Annotated in this window: 19 protein-coding genes; 3 read left to right on the top strand and 16 right to left on the bottom strand. The window is 59.7% G+C overall.

Annotated elements, in window-relative coordinates:
• Positions 1 to 212 precede the first annotated feature (212 nt).
• The 9 genes from DFS28_RS08615 to ubiE form a co-directional block, all read right to left on the bottom strand.
• Positions 213 to 920 (bottom strand): 16S rRNA (uracil(1498)-N(3))-methyltransferase, encoded by a 708-nt coding sequence (locus tag DFS28_RS08615; RefSeq protein WP_111449387.1) that lies wholly within the window; start codon positions 918 to 920, stop codon positions 213 to 215.
• A complete protein-coding gene (gene tatC / locus DFS28_RS08610; RefSeq protein WP_111449386.1) occupies positions 917 to 1,711 on the bottom strand; it encodes a twin-arginine translocase subunit TatC in 795 nt (264 codons plus the stop codon). The genes DFS28_RS08615 and tatC overlap by 4 nt, the downstream gene beginning before the upstream one ends.
• On the bottom strand, positions 1,708 to 2,160 hold the full coding sequence (gene tatB, locus DFS28_RS08605; protein ID WP_111449385.1) for a Sec-independent protein translocase protein TatB: 453 nt from the start codon (positions 2,158 to 2,160) through the stop codon (positions 1,708 to 1,710). The genes tatC and tatB overlap by 4 nt, the downstream gene beginning before the upstream one ends.
• 10 nt (positions 2,161 to 2,170) lie before the next feature.
• Complete coding sequence (locus DFS28_RS08600; protein WP_074872853.1) at positions 2,171 to 2,449, bottom strand: twin-arginine translocase TatA/TatE family subunit; 279 nt, start codon at positions 2,447 to 2,449, stop codon at positions 2,171 to 2,173.
• Positions 2,450 to 2,474: 25 nt separating this feature from the next.
• A complete protein-coding gene (locus DFS28_RS08595) occupies positions 2,475 to 2,807 on the bottom strand; it encodes a phosphoribosyl-ATP diphosphatase (protein ID WP_007899279.1) in 333 nt (110 codons plus the stop codon).
• Entirely contained in the window at positions 2,800 to 3,201 is a 402-nt protein-coding gene (hisI, locus tag DFS28_RS08590) for a phosphoribosyl-AMP cyclohydrolase (RefSeq protein WP_111449384.1), read from the bottom strand. Before hisI ends, DFS28_RS08595 begins: the two co-directional genes overlap by 8 nt.
• Positions 3,202 to 3,291: 90 nt before the next feature.
• Complete coding sequence (ubiB, locus tag DFS28_RS08585) at positions 3,292 to 4,896, bottom strand: ubiquinone biosynthesis regulatory protein kinase UbiB (protein ID WP_111449383.1); 1,605 nt, start codon at positions 4,894 to 4,896, stop codon at positions 3,292 to 3,294.
• Positions 4,893 to 5,516, bottom strand: a complete 624-nt coding sequence (locus DFS28_RS08580) for an SCP2 domain-containing protein (protein WP_111449382.1) — start codon at positions 5,514 to 5,516, stop codon at positions 4,893 to 4,895. The genes ubiB and DFS28_RS08580 overlap by 4 nt, the downstream gene beginning before the upstream one ends.
• Positions 5,516 to 6,286, bottom strand: coding sequence for a bifunctional demethylmenaquinone methyltransferase/2-methoxy-6-polyprenyl-1,4-benzoquinol methylase UbiE (gene ubiE / locus DFS28_RS08575; protein WP_007948968.1), 771 nt, complete (start codon positions 6,284 to 6,286; stop codon positions 5,516 to 5,518). The genes DFS28_RS08580 and ubiE overlap by 1 nt, the downstream gene beginning before the upstream one ends.
• Before the next feature lie 154 nt (positions 6,287 to 6,440).
• Between ubiE and DFS28_RS08570 the strand changes: the two genes are divergently transcribed.
• The 3 genes from DFS28_RS08570 (at position 6,441) to DFS28_RS08560 (ending at position 8,229) form a co-directional block, all read left to right on the top strand.
• Positions 6,441 to 6,716 (top strand): polyhydroxyalkanoic acid system family protein, encoded by a 276-nt coding sequence (locus DFS28_RS08570; protein WP_111449381.1) that lies wholly within the window; start codon positions 6,441 to 6,443, stop codon positions 6,714 to 6,716.
• Positions 6,717 to 6,965: 249 nt separating this feature from the next.
• The gene (locus DFS28_RS08565) at positions 6,966 to 7,388 is read left to right on the top strand and encodes a phasin family protein (RefSeq protein ID WP_074872868.1); all 423 of its coding nucleotides are present in this window, start codon (positions 6,966 to 6,968) and stop codon (positions 7,386 to 7,388) included.
• Between the two features lie 10 nt (positions 7,389 to 7,398).
• A complete protein-coding gene (locus DFS28_RS08560) occupies positions 7,399 to 8,229 on the top strand; it encodes a phasin family protein (protein WP_111449380.1) in 831 nt (276 codons plus the stop codon).
• A gap of 89 nt (positions 8,230 to 8,318) precedes the next feature.
• Here DFS28_RS08560 and DFS28_RS08555 read toward each other — a convergent pair whose 3' ends face one another.
• The 7 genes from DFS28_RS08555 to hslV all read right to left on the bottom strand — a co-directional run bounded on the left by DFS28_RS08555 (position 8,319) and on the right by hslV (position 16,180).
• Positions 8,319 to 8,939: a TetR/AcrR family transcriptional regulator gene (locus DFS28_RS08555; protein ID WP_008149531.1), complete on the bottom strand. Its 621-nt coding sequence runs from the start codon at positions 8,937 to 8,939 to the stop codon at positions 8,319 to 8,321.
• Positions 8,940 to 8,998: 59 nt separating this feature from the next.
• A complete protein-coding gene (gene phaC, locus DFS28_RS08550; RefSeq protein WP_111449379.1) occupies positions 8,999 to 10,681 on the bottom strand; it encodes a class II poly(R)-hydroxyalkanoic acid synthase in 1,683 nt (560 codons plus the stop codon).
• 128 nt (positions 10,682 to 10,809) lie between these two features.
• A complete protein-coding gene (gene phaZ / locus DFS28_RS08545) occupies positions 10,810 to 11,664 on the bottom strand; it encodes a poly(3-hydroxyalkanoate) depolymerase (RefSeq protein WP_111449378.1) in 855 nt (284 codons plus the stop codon).
• A 155-nt stretch (positions 11,665 to 11,819) separates the two neighbouring features.
• Positions 11,820 to 13,499: a class II poly(R)-hydroxyalkanoic acid synthase gene (phaC, locus tag DFS28_RS08535; protein WP_111449377.1), complete on the bottom strand. Its 1,680-nt coding sequence runs from the start codon at positions 13,497 to 13,499 to the stop codon at positions 11,820 to 11,822.
• Positions 13,500 to 13,756: 257 nt separating this feature from the next.
• Positions 13,757 to 14,134 (bottom strand): gamma-butyrobetaine hydroxylase-like domain-containing protein, encoded by a 378-nt coding sequence (locus DFS28_RS08530; protein WP_008025216.1) that lies wholly within the window; start codon positions 14,132 to 14,134, stop codon positions 13,757 to 13,759.
• 119 nt (positions 14,135 to 14,253) lie between these two features.
• Positions 14,254 to 15,594 carry an ATP-dependent protease ATPase subunit HslU gene (hslU, locus tag DFS28_RS08525; RefSeq protein WP_111449376.1) on the bottom strand — a complete coding sequence of 447 codons (1,341 nt, stop codon included), beginning with the start codon at positions 15,592 to 15,594 and terminating at the stop codon, positions 14,254 to 14,256.
• 55 nt (positions 15,595 to 15,649) lie between these two features.
• Positions 15,650 to 16,180, bottom strand: coding sequence for an ATP-dependent protease subunit HslV (gene hslV, locus DFS28_RS08520; RefSeq protein WP_007899242.1), 531 nt, complete (start codon positions 16,178 to 16,180; stop codon positions 15,650 to 15,652).
• Between the last annotated feature and the right edge of the window lie 232 nt (positions 16,181 to 16,412).

Raw genomic sequence — 16,412 nt, 5'->3', positions numbered from 1 at the left:
GGTTTTATGGGGACTGTATCGGCTGGCCGCCGGGAATCTGTAGGTGCTACCCATATATGGGCAGGCAAAATCACCTGTGGCGAGGGAGCTTGCTCCCGCTCGGCGGCGAAGCCGTCGTGAAACCGGTGGATGAGTTCTTAGTGGAGAAAAACGGTGGCCGCTTCGCGCCCAAGCGGGAGCAAGCTCCCTCGCCACAGGTAGGGCGTTTGACCTTAGAAGAGGCGAGCGAGCAGCGCGGTGACGGCGGTTTCGACCCGCAGGATGCGGTCGCCGAGCTGCACTGGTTGCAGGCCGGCCTTGCCGAGCAGGTCGATTTCGTAAGGAATCCAGCCACCTTCGGGGCCGATGGCCAGGGTCACCGGTTCGTTCAGGCCACGAGGGCAGGGCGGGTAATTGCCGGGGTGGCCGACGAGGCCAAGGGTGCCATCGGTAATGGCTGGCAGACGGTCTTCGACGAACGGCTTGAAGCGCTTCTCGATGACGATTTCCGGCAGCACGCTGTCCCGGGCCTGTTCAAGGCCTAGGATCAACTGCTCGCGAATCGCCTCGGGCTCCAGGAACGGCGTTTGCCAGAAGCTCTTCTCGACGCGATAGCTGTTCACCAGAATGATTCGTGGCACACCCATGGCCGCTACGGTCTGGAACACCCTGCGCAGCATTTTCGGCCGTGGCAGGGCCAGCACCAGGGTCAGCGGCAGCTTGGCCGGTGGTGGCTGGTCGAGGGTGACGCGCAGTTCGGCTTCATCGGCGTCCAGGCGCAGCAGTTCGGCTGAGCCCATCAGCCCGCCGATACGCCCGACCCGCAGGCTGTCGCCGACAACCGAGCGGTGGACTTCCTGCATGTGCGTCAACCGGCGATCACGCAGGATCGCCCGGTCGGCCGCAATGAAGTCGGCCTCTTCGAGCAGCAGCAGGTTCACGGTTGAGTCGCTGGCGGCTGGTCGTTGTGATCGTCGGCCGGTTGGTCGTCAGGGTGCTCGCCGCGCTTGCTGACCAGGCTGCCGAACAGGATGCCGATTTCAAACAGCAGCCACATCGGTACGGCCAACAGTGTCTGCGAGAAGATGTCCGGTGGCGTCAGGATCATGCCGACCACGAAGCAGCCGATGACCACGTACGGTCGGATCTTCTTCAGGTATTTGACGTCGACCACGCCAATCCACACCAGCAGCACCACGGCCACCGGAATCTCGAACGCTACGCCGAAGGCGAAGAACAGCGTCATGACGAAATCGAGGTAGCTGCTGATGTCGGTCATCATTTCCACGCCGGCCGGGGTGGCGGAGGCGAAGAATTTGAAGATCAGCGGGAACACCAGGTAATAAGCGAATGCCATGCCGGTATAGAACAGCAGGATGCTGGACACCAGCAGAGGCACCGCAATGCGTTTCTCATGCTTGTACAGGCCTGGCGCGATAAAGCCCCAGATCTGATGCAGGATCACCGGGATCGCCAGGAACAGCGAGACCATCATCGTCAGCTTCAGCGGCGTCAGGAACGGCGACGACACATCGGTGGCGATCATCGTCGCGCCCACGGGCAGGTACTGGCGCAGCGGCGTGGAGACGAAAGTGTAGATCTGCTGGGTGAAGGCAAACAACCCGGCGAAGATGATGAAGATCGCCGCTACACAGCGCAGCAGACGGGTACGCAACTCGGTGAGGTGCGAAACCAGCGGCATGTGCTGGTCGTTTTCGGGGAGATCGCTCATGGGGCTCGCGGCGGCAGTGTTGGGTCATGAGGGGCCGACGCAACAGGCGCAGCCGCAGGCGTAACAGGTTCAACCGGTGTTGCTGCAACAACGGGCGCAGGCTCAACGGCTGCTACAACAGGTGCAGGTTCGGCAGCGACTGGAGCATGAATCGTCTGCTCCGCCACAGGCTCAACCGGTTGAACCGGCGTGGCCTCCTGCTGAGTCGGCGTGAAAATCTTCCGCGCCTCCTGCTCAAGCGACAGAATGTGCTCGTTGTGCAGTTGCCGACGAATCTCGTCGGCACCGATTTCACGTTCAACTTCCTGTTTGATCGCGTTGAAGCTGCGCTTCAACCGCCCGACCCACAGGCCGGCGGTGCGCGCAGCACCCGGCAGACGCTCGGGACCCAGCACCAGCAGGGCCACGAGGCCGACGAGCAGCAGTTCAGAGAAGCTGATACCAAACATTAGTCAGTGCTCACACGTCTTTGCGGATCGGCTCTTCGACTTTTTGCGCCTGCACGTCGATAGTGTGCGGCTGATTCACCGACTGAGTGGTCTGTGGCTGCGCAGGTGGAACCGGTTGGGCCGGTGTCACCGTCGGATCAGCTGGCTTGTCTTCATCGCTCATGGCTTTTTTGAAGCCCTTGATCGACTCGCCCACGTCAGTACCGAGGTTTTTCAGTTTCTTGGTGCCGAACACCAGCACGACAACAACCAGGATGACGATCCAGTGTTTCCAGTCAAAAATGCCCATGTCGCTGCTCCTCTCTAATAGTTGTTCAGGCGGACGGACGCGAGGCTTTCTCGGCGTGTCCGGACAGACCGAAACGACGGTCCAGTTCATCGAGTACAGCCTGCGGATGCTGCCCCAGTTGGGCGAGCATGACCATGCTGTGGAACCACAAGTCGGCGGTTTCGTAGATCACATCGCTGCAGTCACCGCTGATGGCGGCATCCTTGGCGGCAATGATGGTTTCGACCGACTCTTCGCCGACCTTTTCCAGAATCTTGTTCAAGCCCTTGTGGTACAGGCTGGCGACATACGAGCTGTCGGCGGCGGCGCCTTTGCGCTCTTCCAGCACCTGGGCCAGACGGGTCAACGTGTCACTCATGGCTGTGTCCTGCGGAATAGATAGCGTGCGGGTCTTTGAGCACCGGGTCGACGGTTTTCCAGTCGCCGTTCTCGAAGACGCGGTAGAAGCAGCTCTGACGGCCGGTATGGCACGCGATGTCGCCGATCTGCTCGACCATCAGGATGATCACGTCGGCGTCACAGTCCAGGCGCATCTCATGCAGGATTTGCACGTGGCCGGACTCTTCGCCCTTGCGCCACAGCTTGCCACGGGAACGTGACCAGTAAATGGCGCGGTTCTCGGCAGCGGTCAGTTCCAGCGCTTCACGGTTCATCCAGGCCATCATCAGGACGCGCCCGGTCTTGTGATCCTGGGCAATCGCCGGCACAAGGCCATCGGCGTCCCACTTGATCTCGTCCAGCCAGTTTTTCATCTTCGACTCCGATGCAGGCCCACACTTCATGAATAGAAGCCTACGTGAAATTCAGCTTTGAAACAGTGTGCCAGCGTGCGGGGACGCTGGCTATCGGCGAACGACCAGATACAAACCAACCGCCACCATGATGCCGGCCGGCCAATGACCCAGTTCGTTCAGCGGCCCACCGGCAGCGAGTATCGTGCCGCCGGCCAGGTGCGCACAGCCGAGCAGTCGCAGCAGCCAATCGTCCTTGCGGCGGTGCCACGGTGGCGGCGGGTCGTAGGCGTGGGGCTGGGACATGCGTTCGAGCAGGTCGCGGGCCATGTTGGCCAGGTGCGGCAGCTGTTCGAACTGGCTCTGCACGTTGCCGATCAAGGCTTTGGGGCTGACGCGCTCACGCATCCAGCGTTCAAGGAATGGCTGGGCGGTGTTCCACAAATCGAGGTCCGGGTACAACTGACGGCCCAGGCCTTCAATGTTCAGCAGGGTTTTTTGCAGCAAAACGAGCTGCGGCTGCACTTCCATGTTGAAGCGCCGGGCGGTCTGGAACAGGCGCATCAGCACCTGGCCGAAAGAAATATCCTTTAACGGTTTTTCGAAGATCGGCTCGCACACGGTGCGGATCGCCGCCTCGAATTCGTTGAGTTTGGTTTCCGCCGGCACCCACCCCGAATCGATGTGCAATTGCGCCACACGACGGTAATCACGCTTGAAGAACGCGAACAGGTTGCGCGCCAGGTAGTCCTGGTCTTCCGGCGTCAGGCTGCCGACGATGCCGCAGTCGATCGCGATGTACTGCGGGCTCCACGGGTTCACGGTGCTGACGAAGATGTTGCCGGGGTGCATGTCGGCATGGAAGAAACTGTCGCGGAACACCTGGGTGAAGAAGATCTCGACGCCGCGCTCAGCGAGCATTTTCATGTCGGTGCGCTGGTCGGCCAGGGTCGCGAGGTCGGTGACCTGAATGCCGTAGATGCGCTCCATCACCAGCACTTTTGGCCGGCACCAGTCCCAATAGACTTGCGGCACGTAGAGCAGGTCCGAGCCGTCGAAGTTACGTCGCAACTGGCTGGCGTTGGCCGCTTCACGCAACAGGTCGAGTTCGTCGTAGATGGTTTTTTCGTAGTCCTGGACCACGTCCACCGGGTGCAGCAGGCGCGCGTCGGCCGAGAGCTTTTCGGCGGCGCGGGCGAGGATGAACAGCCACGCCAGATCCTGCGCGATGATCGGTTTGAGCCCCGGGCGGATGACCTTGACCACCACTTCTTCACCGGTTTTCAGCTGCGCGGCATGCACCTGCGCCACCGAGGCCGAGGCCAGCGGTTCGACGTCGAAGCGGCTGAAGACTTCGCTGATCTTTTTGCCGAGCTGTTCTTCGATCAGCCTGACCGACACTTGCGAGTCGAACGGGGGCACGCGGTCCTGCAGCTTCATCAGCTCATCGGCGATGTCTTCGGGCAGCAAATCGCGGCGGGTGGACAGGATTTGCCCGAACTTGATGAAAATCGGTCCCAGGTCTTGCAACGCCAGACGCAATCGCGCGCCGCGGCTCAGGTCCAGCGTCTTGCGCGGGAACCAGCGCCACGGCAAGGCGTAGCGCAGCGCCAGCAGAAACCACGGCAGTGGCAGGGCGAACAGCAGGTCATCGAGGCGGTAGCGAATCACAACGCGCTGGATGCGCAACAAACGGCGGACGGCAAGCAGCTTCATGCGTTATCGCTTGGGTCGAGGGATCGGGAGAGGCGCTCGAAACGCGCCTCAAGACGTTCCAGATCGAGTTTGATCTGGTCCAGTTCACTAAAACGGGCTTCGGCTTCGCGCTGACCGACGAGGGTGCGCGATTCTTCGGCCAGGTACTCGCCAAGGTTCTGGTTCAGGCTGGCGAACCCTTGCTGATACCAGCGTGCGCGACTGCGCAGGTGACCGCCGAGCAGTTGCGTGGCGACCGGCCCCAGCCAGCGCGAGAGTTCGTACTCCCAGTCCAGCTCGAGGTCCTGAAGGATCGCCGCCAGCTCCAGCAGCACGCCGCTGTCGCCGTCGAGTTCGACTTCAGGCGCATGCAGGACCGACGTCTTGTCCTTGCTCATGGCCAGTTTCAACAGGCTGGAGGCCGGTGCGCGCAAGGTGCAGTCGGCGCCGGTTTCCCAGTGGGAAGCCAGCATCAGGCCTTCGTCGCTGGGCAGGATGAACACTTGCAGCGCCGGGCTTCGGCAGTCGACCGCAATCACCTTGCCACTCAAATGCGCCAGCCGCGGCAACGCCGTGCTGTCGAGACGCAGCACCCGGTTCAGACCGAGTTCAACGCTGGCGAGCAGGCCGGCCAGCAACATCAGGGCTTGATGCCACGGTGCAGGGCGACGATGCCTGCGGTCATGTTGTGGTAGGTCACGCGGTCGAAACCGGCCTCGACCATCATCGACTTCAGGGTTTCCTGATTGGGGTGCATGCGGATCGATTCGGCCAGGTAGCGATAGCTTTCCGAGTCGTTGGTGATCAGCTTGCCCATCAGCGGCATGAAGGCGAACGAGTAGGCGTCGTAGGCTTTGGACATCAACGCGTTGGTCGGTTTGGAGAACTCCAGCACCAGCAAACGGCCGCCCGGTTTCAGTACGCGCAGCATCGAGCGCAGGGCGTCTTCTTTATGGGTAACGTTGCGAAGGCCGAAAGCGATGGTCACGCAGTCGAAATGGTTGTCCGGGAACGGCAGCTTTTCAGCGTCGGCCTGAACGAATTCGACGTTACCGGCCACACCCAGATCCAACAGGCGGTCACGACCGACCTTGAGCATGGATTCGTTGATGTCGGCCAACACCACCTGGCCGGTCGGGCCAACGAGGTGCGAGAACTTCTTGGTCAGATCGCCCGTGCCGCCGGCGATGTCCAGCACGCGGTTACCGGTGCGAACGCCCGACAGCTCGATCGCGAAACGCTTCCACAGACGGTGCATGCCGCCCGACAGGAGGTCGTTCATCAAGTCGTACTTGGCGGCTACCGAGTGGAATACCTCAGCGACTTTTTCCGCTTTCTGGCTTTCCGGAACGTTTTTGAAGCCGAAGTGAGTGGTGGGTTCGGCATCGCTGCCTTTGCGCTGATCAGTCATATCGCTGTCACCAAAAGAGAATGCGGGACATTCTAATCCCGGTGGCCTGCTTTGTCTTGGCAAGGCTGCAGGTAAGATAGGTAACCGCCGGGACGTTTTGCCGCAGTAGCGGTCAAGATCTTCAGGGAAGTATTCATAAAGCAGGAGTCATTCGATGGCCCGTATTAGTGTTGAACGTGCCCATGGCCTGGGTAAGGAAGCGGCCCGCGAGAAGGCTGATCTGTTGGCGCAGAAGCTGTCCGATCAATATGGCCTGGAGCCGCAATGGTCCGGCGACACCCTGAACCTCAAACGTTCCGGTGTGAAAGGCGCGGTGTATGTGGGCGAGGATTCGATCCGCGTCGATGTGGAGTTGGGCCTGATGATGTCGGCCATGAGCGGCATGATCAAATCGGAAATCGAAAAGGCCCTCGATAAAGCGTTGGTCTGATCCGATTCTTTTTGTGAAATGCGATCAATGTGGGAGCGGGCTTGCTCGCGAATGCAGCCTGTCAGTTGCCTGAGATGTTGACTGATACACCGCATTCGCGAACAAGCCCGCTCCCACATTTGTTTTGTGGTGTGACCAAGGGTTTGTGTCAGTTGTTAGGGTGCCGTTTCTAATTTTTCTCCCTACTTTGTGCCTGAGCCCGACGCTTTCGCGGGCAGTTCCTCAAACCTTCTGCGCGTGAGGTGCACCATGGCCAAAGTTATTTTGAAGAAAAAAATCGACGCTTCGACGACTGCTCTGAGCGACGTTAAATCTTATGCCCGCAAGATCTGGCTGGCAGGCCTGGGTGCCTACACCAAGGTCGGCCAAGAGGGCAGCGAGTACTTTCAAGAGTTGGTAAAGGCTGGTCAAACTGTTGAAAAGAAAGGTAAAAAAGTAGTTGCCGAGAAACTTGAAGCGGCCAATGCCGAGATCGATGAAGCCAAGAGTGAAGTAAGCACTTTCAAAGGCAAGGTCGAACTTCAGCTCGACAAGGTCGAGAAGGCTTTTGACTCGCGTGTCGCAAGTACCTTGAATCGTATCGGCATTCCGTCTAAACATGACGTTGAGACACTCTCTGCCAAGCTCGATGAGCTGACGGCATTGCTCGAACGCGTCGCGCGTAAATCTTAAGGAGAACGGGATGGCTGGTAAAAAGAACACCGAAAAAGAAGGCAGCTCGTGGATCGGGAAAGTCGAAGACTACTCCCGCAAAATCTGGCTGGCTGGTTTAGGCGTGTACTCGAAGATCGACACTGACGGCAGCAAGCTCTTCGATACATTGGTTAAAGACGGCGAGAAAGCCGAGAAGCTCACCAAGAGCGCTGTCGGCAAAAAAGTCGATGCTGCCAAGGACTCTGCTTCGTCGGCCAAGTCGCGCATCAGCGGCGTGAAAGATCGCGCACTGGGCAAGTGGGATGAGCTGGAAGGGGCTTTCGACAAGCGTCTGAACAGCGCCATTTCGCGCCTGGGTGTACCGAGCCGCAATGAAGTCAAAGCACTGCACAGCAAGGTCGATACCCTGACCAAGCAAATCGAAAAACTCACTGGTGCCAAGGTGGCGCCTGTTGCGGCGAAAACCGCGGCGGCCAAACCTGCAGCGAAGTCCGCTGCCAAACCACTGGCTAAAGCTGCCGCTAAACCGGCTGCCAAGCCAGCGGCCAAAACTGCCGCAGCGAAACCTGCAGCAGCCAAGCCAGCGGCCAAAGCAGCAGCAAAACCAGCCGCTAAACCGGCTGCCAAAACTGCAGCGGCCAAACCCGCTACCAAGCCAGCGGCCAAACCTGCCGCAGCGAAGAAGCCAGCGGTGAAAAAGCCGGCAGCGCCGAAAGCTGCTGCACCAAAACCAGCAGTAGCTGCCGCCAAACCGGCAACCCCGGCTCCGGTCAGCACATCGAACTCTGCTGCCGCGCCGACCCCTGCTGTAACCCCGACTGTCGCGCCAGCTCCTTCGACGCCAACCAGTCAGTCCTGATTTTCAGGGCTCAAGAAAACGCCCGGCCTGCAAAGGTCGGGCGTTTTTGTTTGTGCACGGCCTTGAAAACGCCGCAGACCTAATGTGGGTTACTCGTGTTCTTCGAGGTATTGAAGGGCCATCTGCTCCGTCGCGACCTTGATCGGCGGCAACAAATGCGGCGCCACCAGCATCATGATCTGGTACACCACCAGTCTCACCTCACCCTCGCGATCAAGAATCCGCTGATAGTCCAGCGAGAACAGCAGCGTCATGGTGATCTGTTCCACCAGCTGCCCCAACGCTTGGGTATCGCTGACCAATTGCCCCTGAGCCTTCAATCGTGCGAGCAACGAAGCCAGTGTGCGCTTCAGCGCATTGAGCAGGTTGCGTATGCCCTTGGCCAGTTTCGGCAAGCGCCCGGCGAGGTTCGACAGGTCCTGGAACAGAAACCGGTAATGGGCCAGGCGCTCGACGATCAGGTGCAGGAACAGCCAGTAATCTTCCGGTGCCAGTTCCACATCGGCCGGTGGATCGAGCAGCGGCGCCAGTTCGGCCTGGAAGCGCTCGAACAGTCCGAGAATCAACGGCTCCTTGCCGTGGAAGTGGTAGTAGAGGTTGCCCGGGCTGATCCCCATTTCGTTGGCCACTTCCATGGTGGAGACGTTCGGCTCGCCCTTGTGATTGAACAACTGCAAAGCACATTCGAGAATCCGGTCGCGGGTTTTCATCCAGTCTTCTTAATGGTCGAGTCATGCCACGGCCGGCGCCGGCCGTGGTTCGTTGTCAGTCAGCGCACGCGCACATAAGTGCCGGGTGCCGCTTCCATCGGTGGATAGTTCTGGTTGCCGAGCGCCATGTGGGTTTCTTTTAGCGCGCCTGAACGTTCTTGAATCCAGCCCAGCCACTGAGTCCACCAACTGCCGCTGACTGGCTTGGCGTCGTAGTACCAGGCCCTTGGGTCAGCGCTCAGCTTCGTGCTCTCGACGAAGTTGGCTTTCGGGTTTGAGGGTGGGTTGAGAATGCTCTGCACATGACCGCTGTTGGACAGCACGAAGCGCCGCTCGCCACCCAGCAGCAGGGTCGAGCGGTACACCGCATCCCACGGGGTGATGTGGTCGTTGATGCCCGCGACGCTGAAGCTGTCGACGGTGACTTTCTGCAAGTCGATCGGTGTGCCGCACACTTCCAGACCCCCCGGATGACTCATCGGGTTGTATTTGAAGAAGTCCAGCAAGTCGCCATGCAAGGCTGCCGGCAAACGTGTGTTGTCGTTGTTCCAGTAGAGGATGTCGAACGCTGGCGGCTCCTTGCCCAACAGGTAGTTGTTAACGAAATAGCTCCAGATCAAATCGTTGGGGCGCATCCAGGCGAAGACCTTGGCCATGTCGCGGCCATCCAGCACGCCTTTCTGATAGGAGCGACGCTTGGCCGCTTCAAGCGTCTGTTCGTCGGCGAAGAGGGTCGCCGGCGAGTCCATCTGACTGTCGAGCAGGCTCACGAGGTAGGTCGCGCTGGACACCCGCCGCAGTTGTCGCTTGGCCTGCAAATGGCCTTGCAGGGCGGCAATGGTCAGCCCGCCCGCGCAGGCGCCCATCAGGTTGACCTCGCGAGCACCGGTGATCGCCCGGCACACATTCATCGCTTCTTCCGCGGCTTCGACGTACGTCGACAGCCCCCATTCGCGATGCCGCACATCCGGATTGCGCCAGCTGATCATGAAGGTTTGCAGGCCGTTCTTCAGGGCGAACTGGACGAAGCTGTTGTGCGGGCTCAGGTCGAAAATGTAGTACTTGTTGATCTGTGGCGGCACCACCAGCAGCGGTTTGGAATACTGCTTTTCGGTCATGGGCTTGTACTGGATCAACTCCAGCAGCTCATTGCGAAACACCACGGAGCCCGTAGTGGTGGCGACCGTTTTGCCGACCTCGAAAGCTTGTTTGGTGACTTGTCTGGGCAGACCGTCGTTGTGCAGGAAGTCGTCGACCAGGTGGCTGATGCCTCGCACCAGGCTGCTGCCGCCGGAGTTGAAGATCTCCTTGATCGCCAGCGGATTAAGCAGGCTGTTGGACGGCGCCATGGCGTCGTTGAGCAAGGCGAAGGCGAAGTGCGCGCGGGCGCGATCGTCCGGAGTCATGTTGCTCTCGTCGATCCAGTGTTTGACCTGCTTCTGCCAGCTCAGGTAAGCCTGCAAACTGCGGCGATAAAAAGGATTGAGGCTCCACGCCGGGTCGGCAAAGCGATTGTCCTGCGGATTGGTCGGGTGCAGGGTTTCGCCCAGCAGTACGCGGCCCAGTTGACCGCCCAGCTTCAAGGCGTGTCGGGCGGTATGCACCGGGTTGCGCAATCCATGGGCGGCAACGCTGCGCAGGGTGGAAAACAGATCCCGCCCACGCAAACCGGAAATCGCACTCTGCGCATTAATGAACGCGGCGGGAGTGGGCAAAAATTCCCTCGCTGGTTTTTCGCGCATGAATCAACACTCCTTCGTCTTCAGGCCAAATACAGTTACACCGAACCAGAACACCATAGACGCTGTTGCGGATTGTTGCGCGGCGCTGCGTCTTCCCGACCCCTTTTTGTAACAAAAGCCAGGGCCGATTAGCCGCCCAATGGTGCCGGATGCGGATGCATCACGGCACGCTGACGTTCTTCCTGGAGAAACTTCATGATGATCGGTGCCACTGCTTCGGCCCGGGTAATCAAGAACAGATGCCCGTCATCGATGATGTGCAATTGGGCGTTGGGAATCCGCCAGGCCAGTAACCGCATGTTGACCAACGGAATCAGTGGATCGTCGTCACCGGCCAGTACCAGGGTTGGCTGGTTGATCTTGTGCAACCAGTGAATGCTGGTCCAGCCGAGGCCGGCGAACAGCTGCCAGTAGTAACCGAGTTTGCCTGCCGAGCGGACCTTGGCGGCATGGCTGGCGGCCAGGGTCGGATCGCGACGGAATGCACCGCCATAGATCATCGGCGCAATGCGAATCACGTGAGACGGCTGGATGTAGCGTCGTGGGCTGGCCATCATCCACAGGACTTTCGGCTTGCCCGGCACCATCACCGTGCCAGCCGCCGTGGCCGCCAGAACGAGTTTCTTGCAGCGCTCGGGATAGTCGTAAGCGAACTGCTGGGCGAGGGCGCCACCCCACGACACGCCGATGACGTTGACTTGCCCGTAGTCGAGATAGTCGAGCATCCGCGCCGTGAGTTTCGCCAGGCCCGGAAAGCGATACGGTCGCCTTGGCGTCGACGAACCGCCGACACCAGGGACGTCGAAAGCGATGACTTCCAGGTCCGGGTCCAGCGCCGCGACGAACGGAAACACCAGCTCCAGGTTGGCGCCGATGCCGTTGAAAATCAGCAAGGGCGTCAAGTGAGGCTTGCCGGGGCGTACCGCCGTGCGGAGGGTCTGGCCATCCAGGTCGACGGTACGGAATATGAACGGTTGCGGCATGCTTCAGGCCCTGTGGGTCACTGTCTCAATTTCACCCTCGATCCCCTGTGGGAGCGGGCTTGCTCGCGAATGCGTCAGGTCAGTCGACATCACTGTTGAATGATCAATCGCTTTCGCGAGCAAGCCCGCTCCCACAGGAGGGCGAGGTGTGTCAGTTATCGCTCATGCACATAAGTGCCCGGTGCAGCTTCACCTGCTGGATAAGCCTTGTTGCCCAAACTGCTTGGAGACTTCTTCAGCTTGCCGGAACGCTCGGCTTGCCATGCCTGCCAGTGCAGCCACCAGGAATCGGTGTGCTTGGTGGAGTTTTCGTGCCAGTCCTCGGCCTTGACCGGCATCTCGGTGCTGGTCATGTAGCGCGATTTCGGATTGCCCGGCGGGTTCAGAATGCTCTGGATATGCCCGCTGCTGGACAGCACGAATTCAACCTTGCCGCCGAACAGTTGTGCCGACTTGTAGCAGGACTTCCACGGGGTGATGTGGTCGTTGGTTCCGGCCAGGGAGTAGATGTCGGCAGTGACCTGCTTCAGATTGATCGGTGTGCCGCACACTTCCAGTGCGTCGGGGCGGATCAATGGGTTGGTCTTGAACATCTCGATCAGGTCGCCGTGGAACGCTGCGGGCAACCGTGTGGTGTCGTTGTTCCAGAACAGGATGTCGAACACCGGCGGCTCGTTGCCCAGCAGGTAGTTGTTGACCCAGTAGTTCCAGATCAGGTCGTTGGGGCGCATCCAGGCGAAAACTTTCGCCATGTCGCGGCCTTCCAGTACGCCGGCCTGATAGGAGTGGCGCTTGGCGGATTCGAGGGTCTGTTCGTCGACGAACAGCGCCACATCGCTGTCCAGGGTGGTGTCCAGCACACTGACCAGCAGCGTCAGGGCGTTGACCTTATTCTCGCCGAGCGCGGCGTAGTGTCCCAGCAGGGCAGTGCAGGTGATGCCGCCGGAGCAGGCGCCGAGCATGTTGATGTCTTTGCTGCCGGTGATCGCGGTGACCACATCGACCGCTTCCTTGAGCGCTTCGATGTAGGTAGACAGACCCCACTCACGCTGCTCTTTGGTCGGGTTGCGCCAGCTGACGATGAACGTCTGCATGTTGTTGCGCAGGCAGAAACGCGCCAGGCTCTTGTCCGGGCTCAGGTCGAAAACATAGAACTTGTTGATCTGCGGTGGCACCACCAACAGTGGGCGCTCGTGCACCTGCTCGGTGGTCGGCCGATACTGGATCAGCTCCAGCACATCATTGCGAAACACCACCGCGCCTTCGGTGACGCCCAGGCTCGTGCCGACCTCGAACGCGCCCATGTTGACCTGGCTCGGCATGCCGCCGTTGTGCACCAGATCCTTGGCCAGATGGGAGAGGCCGTCGAGCAGGCTTTTGCCGCCGGTCTCGAAGAAGCGCTTGACCGCCGCCGGGTTGGCCGCACTGTTGGTCGGGGCCATGGCTTCGGTCATGAGGTTGATCACGAAATGCCCGCGTGCGACGTCCTTGGGCGAGAGGTTGCTTTCGCCGATCCAGTCGTGGAGCTCCTTGCGCCACGCCAGGTAAGTTTGCAAATAACGTTTGTAGAGCGGGTTCTGACTCCAGGCCGGATCGGAGAAGCGACGGTCATCGCTTGTCGGTTGCAGCGCGGATTTGCCGAACAGCACGTTCTTCAGTTCGATACCGAAATGAGCGACATGCTTTGCACTGTGAATCGGTTGTTTGATGGCCTGGGTCAGCACCATTCGGGCAGAGCCCAACAGATCTTTTCTACGCAGTCCAACGACCGGATTCAGCCCCAAGGTATTTTCCGAGGCCTGAACTTTCAGGTCATCGTTATTCTTGTTACTCATCTACGACGCTCCATTGTCCTGAGACGAATACCTGGGTCCAGCTGTGCAGTCCACAGCCAATGCCAGGTACTACTGCTCGGGTGACCGTTAATTCTGCATCGCTGCTTTTTAGTTCAGAGAGCACTGCAGGTACCTTGCCAGCTCCATTGGTTACCCGAGTTTAATTTTTTTCGCAAGCGGGCCAATCGTTGACCCGAAAGCGGAGCATTCAAACAGATGGAATTAGAAAATGCCTTCTAATGAGCGAAAGGCCTGAGCTAGAGCATCAGCTTGACGACGGATTCGTTCGGATCGCGGGTCTTTCCGGCGGCTTTGAGTTCGGCAAGATAATCGTTCCAGAGATCCTCTTGGCGCACGCCCAGCTGGTACAGATATTCCCAGGTGAACAGGCCGCTGTCGTGGCCGTCGTCGAAGGTCAATTTCAGTGCGTACTGACCGGCCGGTTCGACCTTGGTCAGGCCTACGCCGATCTTGCCAAATTGCAGGATAGGTTTGCCGTGGCCCTGGACCTCGGCGGAAGGAGAGTGCACGCGCAGGAACTCGGCGGGCAGGTGATGCTCCTCGCCGGACGCATATTTCAGCGACAGGGTTTTCGAGGCTTTGTGCAGTTTGATGTCGGTGGGGAGTTGGGTCATGACCTGGAGTCCGTCTGTAGGCGCGTGGTCTGACTCCTGTAGGAGCACAGCTTGCTGGCGATGGCGATCTCAAGTGCGCTATCGCCAGCAAGCTGTGCTCCTACAGAGGGTCGCTTGGCTTACAGGATATAACGGGACAGGTCTTCGTTCTGCGCCAATTCGCCCAAGTGGCTGTTGACGTAATCGGCATCGATCAGGATCGCCTTTTCGTCGTGGGCGCTGGCCAGATCACCGGCGCTGAACGACACCTCTTCAAGCAGGCGCTCAAGCAGCGTGTGCAGGCGACGGGCACCGATGTTCTCAGTCTTCTCGTTGACCTGCCAGGCGATCTCGGCAATGCGCTTGATACCGTCCGGCTGGAACTCGATCACCAGGCCTTCGGTTTTCAGCAGGGCGCAATATTGCTCGGTGAGCGAGGCGTGCGGTTCGCTGAGAATGCGTTCGAAATCTTCAGGCGTCAGCGCCTTGAGTTCGACACGAATCGGCAGACGACCTTGCAGCTCAGGCACCAGATCGCTCGGCTTGCTCAGGTGGAACGCACCGGATGCGATGAACAGGATGTGGTCGGTCTTGACCATGCCCAGTTTGGTGTTGACGGTGCAGCCTTCGATCAGTGGCAGCAAGTCGCGCTGTACGCCTTCACGGGAGACGTCGATGCCACCGGAGTTGCCGCGCTTGGCGACCTTGTCGATTTCGTCGATGAACACGATGCCGTGCTGCTCGACCGCTTCCAGCGCCTTGGCCTTCAACTCTTCTTCGTTGACCAGGCGACCGGCTTCTTCGTCACGCACCAGTTTCAGTGCTTCCTTGACCTTGATCTTGCGGCTCTTGCGTTTGCCCTTGCCCATGTTGGCGAACAGGCTCTGCAACTGGTTGGTCATCTCTTCCATGCCCGGCGGCGCGGAGATATCGACACCGGTCACTTCGGCGACTTCGATTTCGATCTCTTTGTCATCCAGCTGGCCTTCGCGCAGACGCTTGCGGAACAGCTGACGGGTGTTGGAATCAGCGGGCGATCCGGCGTCTTCGTTGCTGAAGCCCATGCGTGCCGGTGGCAGCAGGGCGTCGAGGATGCGATCTTCGGCGGCGTCTTCGGCGCGGTGGCGAACCTTGGTCATTTCCTGTTCGCGCAGCAGCTTGATCGCCGCGTCGGCCAGGTCACGAATGATCGATTCAACGTCGCGGCCGACATAGCCGACTTCGGTGAACTTGGTTGCTTCGACCTTGATGAACGGCGCGTTGGCCAGTTTCGCCAGGCGACGAGCAATCTCGGTTTTACCGACACCGGTCGGGCCGATCATCAGGATGTTTTTTGGTGTGACTTCAACGCGCAGCTCTTCAGGCAGCTGCATCCGGCGCCAGCGGTTACGCAGCGCGATGGCGACGGCGCGCTTGGCATCGTCCTGGCCGATGATATGGCGATTGAGTTCGTGGACGATTTCACGGGGAGTCATGGACATAGTAATTGGCGGTCCTCAGGTAAAAGTGAGCCGTGGCGTGGTGGCCAAAACAGGCTTACTCAGCGAGGTCCTGCTCCTCAATGGTGAAGGTGTGGTTGGTGAATACACAGATGTCGCCGGCGATGCCGAGGGCGGTTTCGACGATTTCCCGGGCCGACAGATCGGTTTTCTTCAGCAGCGCGCTGGCGGCGGCCTGGGCGTAACCGCCACCGGAACCCATGGCGATCAGACCTTCTTCGGGTTCGACCACGTCGCCGTTGCCGGTGATGATCAGAGAGGCGTCTTTGTTCGCGACCGCGAGCATGGCCTCGAGGCGGCTGAGGGAGCGGTCAGTGCGCCATTCTTTGGCGAGTTCGACAGCGGCGCGAACCAGGTGGCCCTGATGTTTCTCAAGCTGGCCTTCGAAACGCTCGAAGAGGGTGAAGGCGTCAGCGGTGGCCCCGGCAAAACCGGCGATCACTTGCCCGTGGTACAGGCGGCGAACTTTCTTCGCATTGCCTTTCATCACGGTATTGCCGAGCGAAACCTGGCCGTCGCCGCCCATGACGACTTTGCCGTGGCGGCGAACTGAAACGATGGTGGTCAAAGGGAGAGTCTCCACGCAGCGGGGCGAAAATGCCTTATGCCAACTCATATGGGGGTGGTGGAGCGTATTTCAACGGTGGGAGACGAATGGCATGCGATGACTGTGGCGAGGATTTAGCGAAACGTCGCACCGCCCCGTTCGGCTGCGGAGCAGTCGCAAAACCAGTGCCCGCGGTATGTCTGATACTCCGCAGGTGGAGGTTTGAGGGCCGCTGCGCGACCCAACGGGGATA

Origin of the sequence: Pseudomonas sp. 478, from assembly GCF_003254125.1 — a bacterium.
Lineage (GTDB): Bacteria > Pseudomonadota > Gammaproteobacteria > Pseudomonadales > Pseudomonadaceae > Aquipseudomonas.
Note: the sequence above shows the minus strand (reverse complement) of the source record. Positions and strands in the feature narration are given on the sequence as shown.

Excerpts from the sequence above, each read along its gene's own strand:
- tatB (WP_111449385.1), bottom strand. The coding sequence starts at position 2,160 with ATGTTTGGTATCAGCTTCTCTGAACTGCTGCTCGTCGGCCTCGTGGCC.
- DFS28_RS08560 (WP_111449380.1), top strand. The coding sequence starts at position 7,399 with ATGGCTGGTAAAAAGAACACCGAAAAAGAAGGCAGCTCGTGGATCGGG.
- phaC (WP_111449377.1), bottom strand. The coding sequence starts at position 13,499 with ATGAGTAACAAGAATAACGATGACCTGAAAGTTCAGGCCTCGGAAAAT.
- tatC (WP_111449386.1), bottom strand. The coding sequence starts at position 1,711 with ATGAGCGATCTCCCCGAAAACGACCAGCACATGCCGCTGGTTTCGCAC.
- DFS28_RS08595 (WP_007899279.1), bottom strand. The coding sequence starts at position 2,807 with ATGAGTGACACGTTGACCCGTCTGGCCCAGGTGCTGGAAGAGCGCAAA.
- ubiB (WP_111449383.1), bottom strand. The coding sequence starts at position 4,896 with ATGAAGCTGCTTGCCGTCCGCCGTTTGTTGCGCATCCAGCGCGTTGTG.
- hisI (WP_111449384.1), bottom strand. The coding sequence starts at position 3,201 with ATGAAAAACTGGCTGGACGAGATCAAGTGGGACGCCGATGGCCTTGTG.
- phaC (WP_111449379.1), bottom strand. The coding sequence starts at position 10,681 with ATGCGCGAAAAACCAGCGAGGGAATTTTTGCCCACTCCCGCCGCGTTC.
- DFS28_RS08555 (WP_008149531.1), bottom strand. The coding sequence starts at position 8,939 with ATGAAAACCCGCGACCGGATTCTCGAATGTGCTTTGCAGTTGTTCAAT.
- phaZ (WP_111449378.1), bottom strand. The coding sequence starts at position 11,664 with ATGCCGCAACCGTTCATATTCCGTACCGTCGACCTGGATGGCCAGACC.
- DFS28_RS08565 (WP_074872868.1), top strand. The coding sequence starts at position 6,966 with ATGGCCAAAGTTATTTTGAAGAAAAAAATCGACGCTTCGACGACTGCT.
- DFS28_RS08530 (WP_008025216.1), bottom strand. The coding sequence starts at position 14,134 with ATGACCCAACTCCCCACCGACATCAAACTGCACAAAGCCTCGAAAACC.
- DFS28_RS08580 (WP_111449382.1), bottom strand. The coding sequence starts at position 5,516 with ATGTTGCTGGCCGGCCTGCTCGCCAGCGTTGAACTCGGTCTGAACCGG.
- DFS28_RS08570 (WP_111449381.1), top strand. The coding sequence starts at position 6,441 with ATGGCCCGTATTAGTGTTGAACGTGCCCATGGCCTGGGTAAGGAAGCG.
- ubiE (WP_007948968.1), bottom strand. The coding sequence starts at position 6,286 with ATGACTGATCAGCGCAAAGGCAGCGATGCCGAACCCACCACTCACTTC.
- hslU (WP_111449376.1), bottom strand. The coding sequence starts at position 15,594 with ATGTCCATGACTCCCCGTGAAATCGTCCACGAACTCAATCGCCATATC.
- DFS28_RS08600 (WP_074872853.1), bottom strand. The coding sequence starts at position 2,449 with ATGGGCATTTTTGACTGGAAACACTGGATCGTCATCCTGGTTGTTGTC.